16 protein-coding genes and 1 riboswitch are annotated in these 16,768 nt (G+C 76.4%); of the genes, 11 read left to right on the forward strand and 5 right to left on the reverse strand.

What is annotated here, in order from left to right:
• Positions 1–26 precede the first annotated feature (26 nt).
• On the forward strand, positions 27–878 hold the full coding sequence (locus ACI789_RS03685) for an HAD-IB family hydrolase (protein ID WP_457006780.1): 852 nt from the start codon (positions 27–29) through the stop codon (positions 876–878).
• 65 nt (positions 879–943) lie between these two features.
• On the opposite strand, the gene ACI789_RS03690 is transcribed toward ACI789_RS03685, so the two are convergent.
• The gene (locus ACI789_RS03690) at positions 944–1,912 is read right to left on the reverse strand and encodes an aldo/keto reductase (RefSeq protein WP_457006781.1); all 969 of its coding nucleotides are present in this window, start codon (positions 1,910–1,912) and stop codon (positions 944–946) included.
• 17 nt (positions 1,913–1,929) lie between these two features.
• Positions 1,930–2,718, reverse strand: coding sequence for an oxidoreductase (locus ACI789_RS03695; RefSeq protein ID WP_457006782.1), 789 nt, complete (start codon positions 2,716–2,718; stop codon positions 1,930–1,932).
• A gap of 159 nt (positions 2,719–2,877) precedes the next feature.
• Here ACI789_RS03695 and ACI789_RS03700 point away from each other — a divergent pair, with 159 nt between their 5' ends.
• Genes ACI789_RS03700 through ACI789_RS03710 form a run of 3 tightly spaced genes read left to right on the forward strand, consistent with a single transcriptional unit; the run spans position 2,878 to position 4,734 of the window.
• Positions 2,878–3,429, forward strand: a complete 552-nt coding sequence (locus ACI789_RS03700) for a histidine phosphatase family protein (protein WP_457006783.1) — start codon at positions 2,878–2,880, stop codon at positions 3,427–3,429.
• A gap of 28 nt (positions 3,430–3,457) precedes the next feature.
• Positions 3,458–3,979 carry a bifunctional adenosylcobinamide kinase/adenosylcobinamide-phosphate guanylyltransferase gene (gene cobU, locus ACI789_RS03705; RefSeq protein WP_457006784.1) on the forward strand — a complete coding sequence of 174 codons (522 nt, stop codon included), beginning with the start codon at positions 3,458–3,460 and terminating at the stop codon, positions 3,977–3,979.
• Entirely contained in the window at positions 3,976–4,734 is a 759-nt protein-coding gene (locus tag ACI789_RS03710; RefSeq protein ID WP_457006785.1) for an adenosylcobinamide-GDP ribazoletransferase, read from the forward strand. The genes cobU and ACI789_RS03710 overlap by 4 nt, the downstream gene beginning before the upstream one ends.
• Positions 4,735–5,067: 333 nt before the next feature.
• On the opposite strand, the gene cobN is transcribed toward ACI789_RS03710, so the two are convergent.
• Entirely contained in the window at positions 5,068–8,688 is a 3,621-nt protein-coding gene (cobN, locus tag ACI789_RS03715; protein ID WP_457006786.1) for a cobaltochelatase subunit CobN, read from the reverse strand.
• Positions 8,689–8,742: 54 nt separating this feature from the next.
• A riboswitch (cobalamin riboswitch) is annotated at positions 8,743–8,804 on the reverse strand.
• A 71-nt stretch (positions 8,805–8,875) separates the two neighbouring features.
• Between cobN and ACI789_RS03720 the strand changes: the two genes are divergently transcribed.
• On the forward strand, positions 8,876–9,583 hold the full coding sequence (locus ACI789_RS03720) for a methyltransferase domain-containing protein (protein ID WP_457006787.1): 708 nt from the start codon (positions 8,876–8,878) through the stop codon (positions 9,581–9,583).
• Positions 9,584–9,688: 105 nt separating this feature from the next.
• Positions 9,689–10,471, forward strand: coding sequence for a PIG-L deacetylase family protein (locus ACI789_RS03725; protein ID WP_457006788.1), 783 nt, complete (start codon positions 9,689–9,691; stop codon positions 10,469–10,471).
• A 3-nt stretch (positions 10,472–10,474) separates the two neighbouring features.
• Here ACI789_RS03725 and ACI789_RS03730 read toward each other — a convergent pair whose 3' ends face one another.
• Positions 10,475–10,855, reverse strand: a complete 381-nt coding sequence (locus ACI789_RS03730; RefSeq protein ID WP_457006789.1) for a YunG family protein — start codon at positions 10,853–10,855, stop codon at positions 10,475–10,477.
• A 34-nt stretch (positions 10,856–10,889) separates the two neighbouring features.
• Positions 10,890–11,219 (reverse strand): tetratricopeptide repeat protein, encoded by a 330-nt coding sequence (locus ACI789_RS03735; protein ID WP_457006790.1) that lies wholly within the window; start codon positions 11,217–11,219, stop codon positions 10,890–10,892.
• A 128-nt stretch (positions 11,220–11,347) separates the two neighbouring features.
• On the opposite strand from ACI789_RS03735, the gene ACI789_RS03740 reads away from it, so the two are divergent.
• The 5 genes from ACI789_RS03740 (at position 11,348) to mftD (ending at position 16,699) form a co-directional block, all read left to right on the forward strand.
• The gene (locus ACI789_RS03740; RefSeq protein WP_457006791.1) at positions 11,348–12,043 is read left to right on the forward strand and encodes a DUF4383 domain-containing protein; all 696 of its coding nucleotides are present in this window, start codon (positions 11,348–11,350) and stop codon (positions 12,041–12,043) included.
• Positions 12,044–12,081: 38 nt separating this feature from the next.
• The gene (gene cobG / locus ACI789_RS03745) at positions 12,082–13,296 is read left to right on the forward strand and encodes a precorrin-3B synthase (protein WP_457006792.1); all 1,215 of its coding nucleotides are present in this window, start codon (positions 12,082–12,084) and stop codon (positions 13,294–13,296) included.
• Positions 13,296–13,916 carry a precorrin-8X methylmutase gene (locus tag ACI789_RS03750; protein WP_457006793.1) on the forward strand — a complete coding sequence of 207 codons (621 nt, stop codon included), beginning with the start codon at positions 13,296–13,298 and terminating at the stop codon, positions 13,914–13,916. Before cobG ends, ACI789_RS03750 begins: the two co-directional genes overlap by 1 nt.
• A complete protein-coding gene (locus ACI789_RS03755) occupies positions 13,913–15,418 on the forward strand; it encodes a precorrin-2 C(20)-methyltransferase (RefSeq protein WP_457006794.1) in 1,506 nt (501 codons plus the stop codon). Before ACI789_RS03750 ends, ACI789_RS03755 begins: the two co-directional genes overlap by 4 nt.
• A gap of 111 nt (positions 15,419–15,529) precedes the next feature.
• The gene (gene mftD, locus ACI789_RS03760) at positions 15,530–16,699 is read left to right on the forward strand and encodes a pre-mycofactocin synthase MftD (protein ID WP_457006795.1); all 1,170 of its coding nucleotides are present in this window, start codon (positions 15,530–15,532) and stop codon (positions 16,697–16,699) included.
• Positions 16,700–16,768: the final 69 nt, after the last annotated feature.

The following is a 16,768-nucleotide window of genomic DNA, read 5'->3' on the forward strand; positions in this document are numbered from 1 at the left end:
AGCCGGTCCACTTACAGTCGTGAACCGTGACCCGCGCAGCGGCGTTCTTCGACCTGGACAAGACGGTCATCGCGAAGTCGAGCACGCTCGCCTTCGGCCGGCCGTTCTTCCAGGGCGGGCTGATCAACCGCCGAGCCGTCCTCAAGGGCGCGTACGCGCAGTTCGTGTTCTCCCTGTCCGGCGCGGACGCGCAGCAGATGGAGCGCATGCGGGCGCAGATCACCCAGATGTGCACCGGCTGGGACGTCGCCACGGTGCACGAGATCGTGCGGGAGACGCTGCACGACATCGTCGACCCGCTGGTCTACGCCGAGGCCGCCGACCTCATCGAGGAGCACCGGGCGGCCGGGCGCGAGATCGTGATCGTCTCGAGCAGCGGCGCGGAGATGGTGGAGCCGATCGGCGAGATGCTCGGCGCCGACCGCGTGGTGGCCACCCGCATGGTGACCGTCGACGGCCGCTACACCGGCGAGATCGACTTCTACGCGTACGGCGAGAACAAGGCGGTCGCGGTCCGCGAGGTGGCCGCCGAGAGCGGCTACGACCTCGCCGACTGCTACGCCTACAGCGACTCGGTCACCGACCTCCCGATGCTGTCGGAGGTGGGCCACCCCACGGCGGTCAACCCCGACCGGGCCCTGCGCCGCGCCGCGGCCGAGCGGGGCTGGCCGGTGCTGGAGTTCAGCCGCCCGGTGTCCATGCGGTCGCGCTTCCCCGTCCCGACGGCGCCGGTGGTGACCGGCGCGGCGGCCATGGGTGTGGGCGCCGCGGTGGTGGGCCTGGCCTGGTACGCCCGCCGACGGGCGCTGCGCGAGGGTGCGCTCGGCCGGACCTCCCCCACGCCGGCGAGTGGACGGCGGCGTCGCCGGGGCGCCTGACGCCGGACCGCCTGACCCACCCCTCGCCGGCTCGCCGCGGGCGCGGGACGGAGTCCCCCGCCGGCTCAGAGCGGCAGGTGCTCCCGCACCCGGTCCACGAGGGTGCGCACCGCCGACACGGGCCGGAACGCCCGCGCCGCCGCGGTGAGCGCCGCCTGCTCGTCGGGCCGGAGCGGGATGTCCGCGGCGGCGGCGTTGGCCTCGACCTGGGCGACGCTCGACGCCCCGGGGATGACCACCACGCGCGGCAGGGAGACCAGCCAGGCCAGGGCGATCTGGGCCGGGGTCACGTCGTGCGCCGCGGCGACCTCCCGGAGGACGTCGAGCAGCGGCTGGGCCCGCCGGAGGTTCTCCGTGCCGAACAGGGGGTTGGCCGCCCGCACGCCGCCGGGGCGGTTGTCCACGCCGTAGCGGCCGCCGAGCAGTCCCTGCGCCAGCGGGCTGTAGGCCATGACCATCCGGCCCTCCCGTTCGGCGAAGGGCACCAGGTCCTCCAGCGGCCCGGGCACGGCGAGCGAGAAGTGCACCTGGTTGCTGACCACCGGGCGGCCCAGCGCGGCGTCGGCGGCCTGCCAGCGGTCGAGGGAGTAGTTGGAGACACCGACGGCGCCGATGCGGCCGGCGTCGAGCAGGTCCCGCATGCCCGGCATGATCACCGAGTCCGGGACCAGCGGGTTGGGCTGGTGCACCTGGTAGAGCGGGATCCGGTGCAGGCCCAGCCGGCGAGCGCTGCCGGCGAAGCGGTTGCGCACCACCGGCGGGAACGGGGCGACGGGGAAGACCTTGCTGGCGACGACCACGCCGGCCCGTTCCCCGCCCAGCGCGTCGCCGAGGATCCGCTCGCTGCGGCCGAACCCGTAGACCTCGGCGGTGTCGAACAGCGTGATGCCCAGCTCCCGGGCTCGCCGGACGATCCGGCCGGCCTCTCCCGAGGCGTAGGCGTCGCCGTACCCCCACTCGCGCGAGCCGAACTGCCAGGTCCCCAGGCCGACCCGGCTGACAGCACCGAGCCCGTCGACGTCGAGAGTCCGCACGTCGTCCAGTCTGCCCGTCAGCCGCGCAGGATGGCCTCCGCGATCGCCAGCCCCTCCAGGGCCCCGTGCTCGGTGGCCCGGCAGCAGTGCACCAGCCACGCCGCCACGCCCTCGGGCTCCCCCGCGGCGTACCCGGCCAGCGTGCGCGCGTACTGCTCGCGGCCCAGCTCCACGAAGCCGACCTCGGGCACCGACACCGCCTTCGGGTCCAGGCCCCGGGCGATGCCGGTCAGCCGGGCCGCCGCCCGGGCGACGATGCCGTCGGCCGTCCCGAACGGCGCGAGGGCGGCCAGCTCGCCGTGGACCACCGCCGCAACGAGGACGGCGGGCACCGTGGTCGCCCCGGTGACCAGCGAGAACAGACCGCTCAGCCGCGGGCCCGCGTGCGCTGCCGGGCGGCCGAGGTCGGATCGGTCGACGAGGTCGGCCGCGGCCAGCACGTGCAGCCGGGCGAGGACCTGGCCCGGCGCCCGGGACCACGTCTCCACCATCGACCCGAGGGCCACCGACGTGCGCAGCGCGCCCTGCACGACCGGCTCCTCCACCCGACCGGCGCGCAGGTCGGCCAGCGGGAGGTCGACCCCCTCGAGCGCCGCCGACGCGCGGGCGCCGCGCAGCGCCGACTCGGTGCTGATCTCGGCCGACCGGTTCCGCATGAGCCGGTGGCGGAGCAGCCGGTCGATGCCGGCGCGGGCGCCGGCGGCGGCGTCCCGGACACCGGGCAGCTCGAGGAGGGGGGCGAGCGGGTCGGGACCGCTCGGGCGGGGAGCCGGCCGGGTGGCGCCGGGTCGCACGGGGATGGTCACGAGGTCCTCCTGGCTGGCGCTCGTCGACCCCGGGACGAACGCTGCCCCGGGACCGACGCTGCTGGGTGTCGCGGGCGGGCTCGCACGCCCGCTCACCGCGACGACGGTACGAGGGAGTCGTCGGTGACCGGCGGCAGGCTGGCTACGCTGCCTCCCACCATGGCCCAGCCGCTGACCCTCCTCCTCGTCCGCCACGGGCAGAGCGAGTGGAACGCCACGGGCCGCCTGCAGGGCCAGACCGCCTCCGTGCCGCTGACCGAGCTCGGGCACGTCCAGGCGGCTCGGGCCGCGCGGGAGCTCGCCGACCTGCTGCCCGGCGTGCTGATCTCCAGCGACCTGCGCCGGGCGGTGCAGACCGCCGAGCACTGCGCCGCGGCGACCGGCCTGCCGTTCACCACGACCCCGGCGCTGCGGGAGCAGGGCTACGGAGTCCTCGAGGGACGCCCGTCGCGAGAGCTGTGGGACGTCGTGGACTGGACCGATCCGCACTGGGCGGCCGAGGGTGGGGAGAGCCTGGCGGAGCTGCACGGGCGGGTCGCGGCCTACCTCAAGCACCTGTGCGCCGAGCCGCCCGCCGCGGTGATCGCGCTGGTCACGCACGGCGACACGATCCGCGCCGCGCAGGCCGTCGCCGCCGGGCTGGGCGCGGACGCGATGCCGGTCGTCACCCCGCACAACGGCACGATCACCCGGCTGGAGCTCGTGCTGTGACCGGCGACCGGGGACGGCGGAGCGCCCGGTGAGCAAGGTGCTCGTGCTGGGCGGCTCCCGGTCGGGCAAGTCCGCGCACGCCGAGCACCTGGTGGCCGGCGCCGACGCCGTCACGTACCTGGCCACCTCGCCCCCGGTGCCGGACGACGCAGAGTGGGCCGCCCGCGTGGCGGCGCACCGGGCCCGACGCCCGGCGTCCTGGACGACCGTGGAGACGACCGCACCCGGCGACCTGGTGCGCCCCGGAACGGTACTGGTCGACAGCGTCACCACCTGGGTCGCGGCGCTCATGGACGAGGCCGGCCTGTGGAACGACGCACCCGGCGCCGCGGCCCGGCTCGCCGGCCGCTGCGACGCCCTGGTGGACGCCTGGACCACGACACCCGCGCACGTGGTGGCCGTCTCCGACGAGGTGGGCCTGGGGGTGGTCCCGGAGACCCGGTCGGGCCGGCTGTTCCGGGACACCCTGGGCGCGGTCAACCAGCGGCTGGCCGGCACGGCCGACGAGGTGTGGTTCGTGGTGGCCGGGCTGCCCCAGCGGCTGCGATGAGGTGGACCGGTCCGCTGGAGTCCGCCGCGCTGCTCACCGTCCTGCGCGTCCCGGCGGCCGCGGCGGCCTCCACGAGGGGCGTGCTCCCGTGGGCCCCGCTGGTGGGGCTGGTGCTCGGCGGGATCGCCACCGGGGTCGCCGCGGCCGGGGCGGAGCTGGTCGACCCGCTGGTGGGGGCCGTGCTGGGCACCGCCGTCCTGGCGGTGTTGACCCGTGGCCTGCACCTGGACGGGCTGGCCGACACCGCCGACGGCCTCGGCCCGCTGCGCGGCCGGGAGCGGGCGCTGCAGGTGATGCGCCAGGGCGACGTCGGCCCGTTCGGGGTGGTGACGGTGCTGGTGACCGTCCTGCTGCAGGTGGCCTGCGCCGCGGCCCTCCTCGACACCCCCGACGGCTGGACGGCGCTCTGGCTGGCCCCCCTCGTCGCCCGGCTGGCGATGGCCCGCACCGGTCTGCCCGGCGTCGCGGTGGCCGAGGGCTCGTCGCTGGCGCGGTCGGTGGCGGGCACGGTGTCGAGGCGGTGGCTGGTCGCGTGCGGCCTCGCCGCGGCGGCCCTGGTCGTGGCCGCCGCGGGCGGCGACCTCGCGCGGGCCGGTCGGCTGACCGTCAGCGCGGCTGCCGGTCTGCTCGCGGCCGAGGTCCTGCTGCGCCGGGCGCGTGCCCGCCTGGGCGGCGTCACCGGCGACGTCATGGGGGCGATGGGCGAGGCCGCGGCCGCGACCACCCTGCTGGTGGCCGCGGCCGTCCTGGGCTGAGGCGCGGCTCCGTCCAGAGGCGAACCTCTGGACGGGGTCCTCTCTCAGTGCCGGTGGAGCAGGCCCCCCATCAGGCCTCGCAGACCACCCGAGGCGGCGGTCGTCGGCCGGCCCCGGCCGGTGGACATCGTCTTCCGGCCCGTCGTGCGGGCCGAGGTCCGGCCCATGCCGCGGCCGGTCGACATGCCACGGCCTGCCGACCGTGCCGTGCCCCGTCCGGCGGCGCGGCCCCCGCGGGCCGCCGAACGCGCGGTGTTCTCCGCCGTGCCCATCAGTCGTCCGAGGATGCTCATACCGGAGGAGTACCCCGGACCGCCGGACCGATGCACGCGATCAGCTCCCGGCGCCCTGCTGGGCCGGGGTCTCGCCGCCCTCCAGGTCCCCCTCGGTGTCCAGGTAGGCCTGCTGCAGCTCGGCCAGCAGCGCCGGGTCGGGCTCGGCCCACATCCGCCGGTCGACCGCCTCCAGCAGCCGCTCCGCGATGCCGTGCAGGGCCCACGGGTTGGACCGCTCGAGGAACTCGCGGTTCTCCGGGTCGAGCACGTAGGTCTGCGTGAGCTTCTCGTACATCCAGTCGGCGACCACCCCGGTCGTGGCGTCGTAGCCGAACAGGTAGTCCACGGTCGCGGCCAGCTCGAACGCGCCCTTGTAGCCGTGCCGGCGCATCGCCTCCAGCCACTTGGGGTTCACCACCCGCGCGCGGAACACCCGGGCGGTCTCCTCGGTCAGCGAGCGGGTGCGCACCGCCTCCGGCCGCGTGGAGTCCCCGACGTAGGCGGCCGGGGCCCGGCCGGTCAGCGCGCGCACCGTCGCCACCATCCCGCCGTGGTACTGGAAGTAGTCGTCGGAGTCGGCGATGTCGTGCTCGCGGGTGTCGACGTTCTTCGCCGCGACCGCGATCCGCCGGTAGGCCGCCTCCATGTCCGGCCGGGCGGCCACGCCGTCCAGCCCGCGGCCGTAGGCGTAGCCACCCCAGACGGCGTAGACCTCGGCCAGGTCGGCGTCCCCCCGCCAGTCGCGCGAGTCGATCAGCGGCAGCAGCCCGGCCCCGTAGGCGCCGGGCTTGGACCCGAACACCCGGGTGGTGGCCCGCCGGCGGTCCCCGTGGGCGGCGACGTCGGCCTCGACGTGCGCCCGCACGAAGTTCTCCTCCGGCGACTCGGACAGTCGCGCCGCCAGCGTCACGGCGTCGTCGAGCATGGTCACCACGTGCGGGAAGGCGTCCCGGAAGAAGCCGGAGATCCGCACCGTGACGTCGATCCGCGGCCGGCCCAGCTCGTCGAGCGGCACGGGCTCGAGCCCGGTCACCCGTCGCGACGCGTCGTCCCACACCGGGCGGACGCCGAGCAGCGCGAGCACCTCCGCGACGTCGTCCCCGGAGGTGCGCATCGCCGAGGTACCCCACACCGACAGGCCCACCGACCGCGGCCAGGACCCGGTGTCGGCGCGGTACCGCTCGACCAGCGACTCGGCCATCGCCTGCCCGGTCTCCCAGGCCAGCCGCGACGGGATGGCGCGCGGGTCGACCGAGTAGAAGTTCCGCCCGGTCGGCAGCACGTTGACCAGCCCGCGCAGCGGCGAGCCCGAGGGGCCGGCGGGCACGTACCCGCCGTCGAGGGCGTGCAGGACCGCGTCCATCTCGTCGGTGGTGCGCTCCAGCCGCGGCACCACCTCCTCGACGGCGAACCGCAGCACCGCCTCCACCTGCGAGGACGGCCCACCCAGGACGGAGGCCACCACCGAGGGGACGGCGTCCGGCGTCCACCCGGCCGCCTCCATGCCCGCCACCAGCGCGGCGGCGCGCGACTCGACCTCGTCGGTGTCGCTGCGCGACGCCCCCTCGGTCAGCCCCAGCGCCTCCCGCAACCCGGGCAGCGCCACCGCGCCGCCCCAGACCTGCCGGGCCCGCAGCATCGCCAGCACCAGGTCCACGCGGTCCTCGCCGGTCGGGGGCACCCCGAGCACGTGCAGACCGTCGCGGATCTGCGAGTCCTTGATCTCGCAGAGCCAGCCGTCGACGTGCAGGATCATCTCGTCGAAGTGCTCGTCCTCGGGCCGCTCGGACAGCCCCAGGTCGGAGTCGAGTTTCGCCGCCTGCAGCAGGGTCCAGATCTGGGCCCGGACGGCGGGCAGCTTCGCCGGGTCCATCGCCGCGACATTGGCGTGCTCGTCGAGCAACTGCTCCAGCCGGGCGATGTCGCCGTAGGAGTCGGCGCGGGCCATCGGCGGCACCATGTGGTCGACCAGCGTGGCGTGCGCGCGCCGCTTGGCCTGCGAGCCCTCCCCCGGGTCGTTGACCAGGAACGGGTAGACCAGCGGCAGGTCGCCGAGGGCCGCGTCCGGCCCGCAGGAGGCCGACAGCCCGACGGTCTTGCCCGGCAGCCACTCCAGGTTGCCGTGCTTGCCGACGTGCACCAGCGCGTGCGCGCCGAACTCCGACCGCAGCCACCAGTAGGCGGCCAGGTAGTGGTGGGACGGCGGCAGGTCCGGGTCGTGGTAGATCGCGATCGGGTTCTCGCCGAAGCCGCGCGGCGGCTGGACCATCACCACGACGTTGCCCGCCCGCAGCGCGGCGAAGACGATCTCCCCGCCACCGGAGGCACTGCGGTCCACGAACAGCGAGCCCGGCGGCTCCCCCCAGTGCGCCACCATCGCCGACCGCAGGTCCTCCGGGAGGGTGTCGAAGAAGGCGCGGTAGGACGCGGCCGGGATGCGCACCGGGTTGCCCGACAGCTGCTCGTCGGTCAGCCAGTCGGCGTCCTGCCCGCCGGCGGCGATGAGTGCGTGCACCAGGGCGTCGCCGTCGAGGTCGGCGACCCCGGGCAGCGCGGCGGGCCCGTCGAACGGGCCGACGTCGTAGCCGGCGCCCGCCATCGCCGCCAGCAGCCGGACGACCGACGCCGGGGTGTCCAGCCCGACGGCGTTGCCGATGCGCGCGTGCTTGGTCGGGTAGGCCGACAGCATCACCACGATCCGCCGCTCGGCGGGCGGCACGTGCCGCAGCCGGGCGTGCGCCACCGCCGTGCCGGCCACCCGGGCGGCCCGCTCGGGGTCGGCGACGTAGCTGGTCAACCCGTCGGCGTCGGTCTCCTTGAACGAGAACGGCACGCTGACCAGCCGGCCGTCGAACTCCGGGATGGCCACCTGGTTGCCGACGTCGAGCGGCGAGAGGCCGTCGTCGTCGGCCAGCCACTCCGCGCGGGAGCGGGTCAGGCACAGCCCCTGCAGCACCGGCACGTCGAGGGAGGCGAGCGCGCCGACGTCCCAGGCGCCGTCGTCCCCACCGGCCTGCGCGGTGGCCGGGCGCGAGCCGCCGGCCGCGAGCACGGTGACGACCAGCGCGTCGGCGGTGCGCAGGGTGGCCAGCAGGTCGTCGGGCACGCTGCGCAGGGTCGCGGTGAACACCGGCAGGGCGCGGCCGCCGGCGTCCTCGATCGCGGCGCACAGCGACTCGACGAACGCGGTGTTCCCGGCCAGGTGGTGCGCCCGGTAGTAGAGGACGGCGACGGTCGGACCGGTGCTCCTGGTCGGCCGGTCCAGCAGGCCCCAGTCCGGCGCGACCACCGGCGGCTCGAACCCCTCCCCGGTGAGCAGCACCGTGTCGGACAGGAACCGGTGCAACTGCACCAGGTTGCCCGGCCCGCCCTGCGCCAGGTAGCCGTGCGCCTCGGTCGCCACGCCCATCGGCACCGTGGACAGCGCCATCAACTCGGCGTCGGGCAGCTGCTCCCCGCCGAGGACGACGACCGGCGCCGGCCCGGCCAGCAGCGGCGCGAGCAGCTCCTCGAACTGCCGCCGCACCCCGAGCAGCCGGACGACGACCAGCTGCGCCCCCTCGACCAGGGCGGCCACCCCGTCGGGGTCGAGCCGGGCGGGGTTGCCCAGCCGCCAGTCGGCGCCGCTCGCGCGGGCCGACAGCAGGTCGGTGTCGCTGGTGGACAGCAGCACGAACACGGGCAGGTCCTCACTCGGGGTCCGCGCCCCGGGTCGTCGGGCACGGCAGCCGGCGTGTCTGACTTCCCCCGGGGGGATCACAGTGGCGGGACCGCGCCGGACTCGCACCGGCTTCCGCGCGCACTGCCGTGATGCCGGGACGCTACCCGGTGGTCACCCGCGGCTGAGTCGGGCAGGCTCGGCCGCCGTGGCCGACCCAGCCCTGCGCCCGGGGGCGCGCGACATCGGGGCGTACCTGGTCAGTGCCCGCTCCTTCGACGAGTACCGGGCGATGTTCGCGCTGTCCGACGCCGACCTCGCCGGACGGGTCCTGGACTGCCCCGGAGGCGGCGCCGGCTTCACCGCGGTCGCCCGGGCCCGCGGGACCGACGCGGTCGCCGTCGACCCGGTGTACGCCACCCCACCGGCCGCGCTCGAGGACCGGCTGGCCGGCGAGCTGGAGCGCGGACGGGCCTGGGCCCAGGCGCACGCCGACCGCTACGTCTGGGCCTTCTACGGGGACCCGGCCGGCCACACCCGGGTGCGGGCCGAGGCGGCGCGGGCGTTCGCCGCCGACCGCGCCGCCGCGCCCGGCCGGTACGTCTGCGCGGCGCTGCCCGCGCTGCCGTTCGGCGACGGCGCGTTCGACCTCGTCCTCTCCTCCCACCTGCTGTTCACCTACGCCGACCGGCTCGACCGCGCGTTCCACCGGGCGGCGCTGCTGGAGATGGCGCGGGTCAGCCGCGGCCGGGTGCGGGTCTACCCGCTGGTCGACCAGGCCGGCGGCGCGCTGCCCGACCTGCTCGCCGGGCTGGTGCACGACCTCGCCGCCGCCGGGGTCACCGCGGAGGTCCGCGAGGTGGGGTACGAGTTCCAGCGCGGCGCCCGCGCGCTGCTGGAGCTGACGCGGGACTGACGGCGTCCACCCGCACGGCTGCTGCGCGTGGCGACGCTCCGGCGGGCCGGCGGACGTCGCCGCGGACGGGCCGCCTCCGTCCGACCTGGCCCTACCCTGCCGCGCATGGGACCGCCCCCGGTGGCACCGTTCCCCGCGGACGCCTTCTCCCGTGTCCTGTGCGTGGTCGCCCACCCCGACGACGTCGAGTACGGCACGTCCTCGGCCGTCGCCGCCTGGACCGCCCAGGGGATCGACGTCGCCTACCTGCTCCTCACCCGCGGCGAGGCAGGCATGGACGCGCTCCGGCCGGAGGAGACCGCGCGGCTGCGGACGGCGGAGCAGGTGGCGGCGGCGGACGTGGTTGGCGTGACCGACGTCCGCTTCCTCGACCACCCCGACGGCGTCCTGGAGTACGGGCTGGGCCTGCGCCGCGACATCGCGCGGGTCATCCGCGGCTACCGGCCGGAGGCGCTGCTCGTCGGGTCGTGGGACGTCGAGTTCGTCGCCGGGCTCAACCAGGCCGACCACCGGGTGGCCGGGCTCGCGGCGGTCGACGCCCTGCGGGACGCCGGCAACCGCTGGGTCTTCCCCGAACTGCTCGACGAGGGGCTCGAGCCCTGGTCGACGCGGTGGCTGCTGGTGGGCGGCGACCCCCGGCCCACCCACGGCGTGGACGTGACCGGTGCGCCGCTGGCGCGCGGCGTCGCCTCGCTGGAGGCGCACAGCCAGTACCTCGCGGGCATCCCGGGGCACCCGCCGCCCCGGGCGATGATCCCCGCGGTCACCGCGTTGCAGGGCCCGGCCCTCGGCGTCGAGCACGCGGTGCTGTTCCGGGCCTTCGACTTCGCCGCTCCGCCGCCGATCGCCCAGGAGGCGATGCGCGCGGCCGCCGAGCGGGTCGGCTGACCGTCAGCCCGCGAGGGCGGTGGAGACCCGCGCCCGCAGCCGCAGGTGCTGCTCCGCGCAGCGGCGCGGCGCCCCCGGCGGTCGCTCGACCACCCGGGGCGCCTGCACCACCTCGTCGGCCGCGAACTGCTCGCGGGTGAGGTCGACCTCGGTGCCGTCGGGCAGCCGGTTCCACCAGTGGACGCCCTGCCGGGAGCCGTCCGGCCGCAGCACCTCGGCCAGCAGCAGCTCCCCGCCGAGCAGGTCGTGCACGACCAGCGCGGTGGCGCCGCACTGGCCGCGGGCCGGGTCGGCCGGCGTCCAGTCGGCGAGGTCGGCGTCGTCGCAGGTCTCGCGGGACCAGGCCGCGCGCACGGCGGCGGTCACGACGTCCAGGTCAGGCACGGCGGCAGGCTGCCACCCGCTGCCGACAGGTCGGTCAGGCCGCGCCCAGGGCGTCGGCCACCCGGTGGTGGGCGACCGCCTCGTCGGACCGGCTCTGCCGCTCCAGGGTGCGGGCCAGGGCCCGGCGCGCCCACCCGTTGGCCGGGGCGAGCTCGACCAGCCGGGTCAGCGTCGTCTCGGCGCGGCCGAGCTGGGCGGAGCCGAAGTAGGCGCGGGCGAGCAGCTCGAGGGCGGCCTCGTTGCCCGGCTCGGCCTCGACGACCGCCGTGAGCACCTTCGCCGCCTCGATCGGCTGGCCCATCGCGAGGAACAGGTCCGCGCGGAGGAACTCCGAGTGCAGGTCGAGCTCGAACGGCTGGGTCATGCCAGGGACAACGCCGGACGGGCCCCCGGTGCTTCCCCCGCCGGCGCGGGATCGCGACCTTCGACCGCATCCACGCCCGCCGCGGAGGCGAAGAATGGACACCGTCCCGCGTCTCCTGGGAGCTCCCCGTGACACTGCGACTCCACCTCCCCCACCGCACGGCACACCCACCCGAGGAACACCCCGGTCCCGGCGCCCGCGTGTTCGCCGTCCAGCGCACCGGCGCGATCGTGGTGGCGGTGTTCCTGCTGGTCTTCGGCCTGCTCGGCTTCGCCGGCGGCCTGGCCTACTTCTCGACCGACGGCCAGCGCATCCTCGGCCTGTCGTCCAACGGCCTGCTGTCGACCATCTCGGTCGTGGTGGCGGTCGTGCTCCTCGTCGCTGCCGCGCGCAGCCCGCGCACCGCCTCGACGGTCATGATCGTCATCGGCGTCCTGTTCCTGCTCTCCGCCCTGGTCAACCTGGCGGTGCTGCGGACGTCGTTCAACATCCTGGCCTTCGAGTTCAGGAACGTCGCCTTCTCCGTCGGCGTCGGCCTGCTCCTGCTGGTGCTCGGCGCCTACGGCCGGATCGGCGGGCACCTGCCCGAGGACAGCCCGTACGCCCACCCGCACGCGGCCGCGGCCGAGGACGACGACGAGTTCCCGTCCACCCCGCAGGAGGTCGCCGCCGAGCGGGCGATGCGCGACGCCGAGGTGGCCGTCGTCCAGCACCTGGCGACCGACGACCAGCGGCGCCGGGTCGAGGCCATGGCCCGGGTGCACTCGCGGGCGGACCGCCGGCGGGTGTGGATGTCCTTCGACAGCGGGCGCGAGCTGCGCTGAGACCGCCCGCGCCGGCGGGCCGTACCCTCGCCAGCGCCATGACCGCCACGCCCGCCCGCCTCCGCAGCGACGCCTGCCCCGGCGCGCTGCAGACCCACGCCGCGGCCGACGGGGCGCTGGCGCGGGTCCGGGTGCCCGGCGGCCTGCTCAGCGCCGTCCAGCTGCGGGTCCTCGCCGGCGCGGCGCACGACCTCGGCGACGGCGGCCTGGAGCTGACCAGCCGGGGCAACGTGCAGCTGCGCGGCCTGGCGCCGGGGGCCGAGGCGGAGCTGGGCGGCCGGCTCGCCGCGGCCGGCCTGCTGCCCAGCGCCGCGCACGAGCGGGTGCGCAACGTGCTGGCCAGCGCGCTGTCCGGCCGGGTCGGCGGCCGGATCGACGTCCGGCCGTGGGTGGCCGCGCTGGACGCCGGGCTGTGCGCGCAGCCGGCGTTCGCCGCGCTGCCGGGCCGGTTCCTGGTGACCCTCGACGACGGCCGCGGCGACGTCGCCGGCCTGGGCGGGGACGTCGGCCTGCGCGCGCGCTGCCCGGCCACGGTCGCGCTGACCCTCGCCGGCGCCGACACCGGCCTGCGCGTGGCACCCGAGGACGCGGTGGCCCTTGCCCTCGCCGCGGCCCGCGCCTTCCTCGACGAGCGCGCCGCCCAGGGGTCGAGCGCCTGGCGGCTGGCCGAGCTCGACGACGGCCCCGCCCGCGTCGCCGCCCGGCTCCTCACGACGGTGTCGCCCGACGAGCGGGGGGCCGGAGGCCTCCCCGAGGAGGGTGGGCAGCGGCTCCACGGCGCCGGGGAACGGCACCTGGCCGCGGTGTCGTCCGGAGGACGACCGTGTGGTCCCGTGCGGCAGGACGACGGGCGGGTCGCGCTGGTCGCGGTCGTCCCGCTGGGCCGGCTGACCGCCGGCCAGGCCGACCTGCTCGCCGCCACCGCCGACGACCTGCAGCTGACCCCGTGGCGCAGCGTGGTCCTGCCCGACCTGCCCGACGACGCCGCGACCTCCTCCCTCACCGCGGCGGGCCTGGTGCTCGACCCGGACAGCCCCTGGCTGCGGGTCACCGCCTGCACCGGGCGGCCGGGGTGCGCGAAGAGCCGGGCCGACGTCCGCGCGGACGCCGCGCACGCCGTCGCGGCCGGCGTCCTGCCCGCCGACGGCGCCCGGCAGCACTGGGCGGGGTGCGAGCGCCGCTGCGGCCGCCCGCGCGGCGAGGTGGTCGACGTGGTGGCGACGGGGACCGGGTACCGGATCGGGAAGGCGTGATGTTCGAGTACGTGAAGGACGGCGCGGAGATCTACCGGCGCTCGTTCGCGACCATCCGCGCCGAGGCCGACCTCGCCGGGCTGCCCGAGGACGTCGCCCGCGTGGCGGTGCGGATGATCCACGCCTGCGGGCAGGTGGACCTCGTCGACGACCTGGCCTTCTCCCCCGGCGTCGTGGCCCGCGCGCGGGAGGCGCTCGACGCCGGCGCCCCGGTGCTCTGCGACGCGCAGATGGTCGCCTCCGGCATCACCCGCCGCCGGCTGCCGGCGGACAACGAGGTCGTCTGCACGCTGGGCGACCCGCGCACGCCCGCCCTCGCCGCCGAGCTCGGCACCACCCGCACCGCCGCGGCGCTGGAGCTGTGGCGCGACCGGCTCGAGGGCTCGGTCGTGGCGATCGGCAACGCGCCCACCGCGCTGTTCCACCTGCTGGAGATGGTCGCCGCGGGCGCGCCCCGGCCGGCGGCGGTGGTCGGCGTCCCGGTCGGCTTCATCGGCGCGGCGGAGTCCAAGGAGGCGCTGGCCGCCGGCGACCTGGAGTTCCTCGTCGTCCGCGGCCGGCGCGGCGGCAGCGCGATGACGGCCGCGGCGGTCAACGCGATCGCGAGCGACGTCGAGTGAGCGGCCGTCTCTACGGGGTCGGGCTCGGGCCCGGGGACCCCGAGCTGGTCACCGTCAAGGCCGCCCGGCTGATCGGCGCCGCCGACGTGGTCGCCTTCCACGCCGCCCAGCACGGCCGGTCGGTGGCTCGCGCGCTGGCCGCGCCGTACCTGCGCGAGGGCCAGGTCGAGGAGCTGCTGGTCTACCCGGTCACCACCGAGACCACCGACCACCCCGGCGGCTACCAGGGCGCGATCGACGAGTTCTACGAGGCGGCCGCGGCGCGGCTGGCCGCCCACCTCGACGCCGGGCGGGACGTCGTCGTCCTCGCCGAGGGGGACCCGTTCTTCTACGGCTCCTACATGCACATGCACAAGCGGCTGGCGCACCGCTACCCCACCGAGGTCGTGCCCGGCGTGACCAGCGTGAGCGGGGCGTCGGCGGCGGTCGGCCGGCCGCTGGTCGAGCGCGACGAGGTGCTCACCGTGCTGCCCGGCACGCTCGGCGCCGACGAGCTCGCAGAGTGGCTGGCCACCACCGACTCCGCCGCGGTGCTCAAGCTGGGCCGCACGTTCCCGCAGGTCCGCGAGGCGTTCGACCGCGCCGGCGTCCTCGACCGCGCGCTGTACGTGGAGCGGGCGACGACCGACCGCCAGCGCTGCCTGCCGCTGGCCGAGGTCGACCCGGCGACCGTCCCCTACTTCTCCCTCGCCCTGCTGCCCAGCCCGCTGACCGGCCCCACCCCCGGTCCCGAGCAGCACGACGAGCAGGCCCCGCGCACCGGCGAGGTGGTCGTGGTCGGCCTCGGCCCGGGCCGCCGCTCGTGGACCACGCCCGAGGCCGCCGAGGCGCTGGCCGCCGCCGACGACCTGGTCGGCTACGGCCCCTACCTCGACCGGGTGCCGGTCAACCCGCGGCAGACCCGCCACCCGAGCGACAACCGGGTGGAGGCCGAGCGGGCGGCGCACGCCCTCGAGCTGGCGCGGACCGGACGGCGGGTCGCGGTGGTCTCCAGCGGGGACCCCGGCGTCTTCGCCATGGCCGCGGCCGTGCTCGAGGTGGCGGCGCGGCCGGAGTTCGCCGGCGTCCCGGTGCGGGTGCTGCCCGGGCTCACCGCCGCGCAGGCCGTGGCCGCGCGGGTGGGCGCGCCCCTCGGACACGACTTCGCCGTGCTGAGCCTGTCCGACGTGCGCAAGCCGTGGGACGTCGTCGTCGACCGGCTGCGCCACGCCGCGGCCGCCGACCTGGTGATCGCGCTGTACAACCCGCGGTCGAAGGCCCGGCCGCACCAGCTGGGCCAGGCCCGCGACGTGCTGCTCGAGGTCCGCGACCCGGGGACCGTCGTCGTGGTCGGCCGGGACGTCGGCGGGCCGGAGGAGCGGGTCACCGTCACCACGCTCGGCGAGCTCGACCCGGAAGCCGTCGACATGCGCTGCCTGGTCCTCGTCGGCTCCTCGCAGACGCGCGTCAGCCCGACCGGCGCCGTCTACAGCCCCCGCTCGCACCCGTCCTTCCGGGAGTGAGAAGAAGGCCGTGACACTCAGTGCCACACCCTGGCACCATGACGCGCGACGTGGCAGGCGTCACTGCATCGACGCCCGTGCCGGCCGACCGCTGAGTGCAGAGGAGCTCTCATGGCGAGCACCAAGGACTGGTTCGAGACCGTCGAGGAGGCCCGGTACCGCGCGAAGAAGCGGCTCCCGCGGTCGGTCTACATGGCGCTGGTCGCCGGCACCGAGAAGGGCCTGACCGCCGACGACAACGTCGCCGCCTTCGACGAGATCACCTGGCGGCCGCACGTCGCGGACCTCTCGGCCAAGCGCGAGACCGCGACGACGGTCATGGGCCAGCAGGTGTCGATGCCGGTGCTCATCTCCCCCACCGGCGTGCAGGCGGTCCACCCCGACGGCGAGGTCGCCGTCGCCCGTGCCGCCAAGGCCGAGGACGTCGCGATGGGGCTGTCCTCCTTCGCCAGCAAGCCGGTCGAAGAGGTCGGCGCCGCCAACGACAAGCTGTTCTTCCAGATGTACTGGGTCGGCTCGCGCGAGACGATCCTCGCCCGCGCCGAGCGCGCCCGGGCCGCGGGCGCCAAGGGCCTGATCATGACGCTGGACTGGTCGTTCGCGTCCCGCCGCGACTGGGGCAGCCCGCCGATCCCCGAGAAGATCGACGTCAAGAACGCGCTGAAGTTCGCCCCCGAGGTGCTGCGCAGGCCGCGCTGGCTGGCGACCTACCTGCGCACCGGCTCGATCCCCGAGCTCAGCGTGCCCAACCTGGCCCTCGAGGGTCAGGAGCCGCCGAACTTCTTCGGCGCCTACGGCGAGTGGATGGGCACCGCGCTGCCGCGCTGGGAGGACGTCGCGTGGCTGCGCGAGCAGTGGGGCGGGCCGTTCATGCTCAAGGGCGTCACCCGGGTCGACGACGCCCGCCGCGCGGTCGACGCCGGCGTGAGCGCCATCTCCGTCTCCACGCACGGCGGCAACAACCTCGACAGCACCCCCGGCTCGATCCGCTCGCTGCCGGCGATCGCCGAGGCCGTCGGCGACCAGGTCGAGGTCGTCATGGACGGCGGCGTGCGGCGCGGCGCGGACGTGGTGAAGGCGATGGCGCTGGGCGCCAAGGCGGTGATGATCGGCCGGGCCTACCTGTGGGGCATGGCCGCGAACGGCGAGCGCGGCGTGCAGAACGTGCTGTCGATCCTCCGGCAGGGCATCGACGAGGCGCTGCTGGGGCTGGGCAAGTCCTCGGTGCACGACCTCACCCGCGAGGACGTCGTCCTGCCGGCGGGCTTCGAGCGGCGCTGACCGCCGCGGCGCCGGCCGCCCGGCGCTGATCCCCGCGGACCCGCCGTCCGGGCGGGAATGCGGTCGCGG

The organism is Geodermatophilus sp. SYSU D00965 (assembly GCF_054050075.1).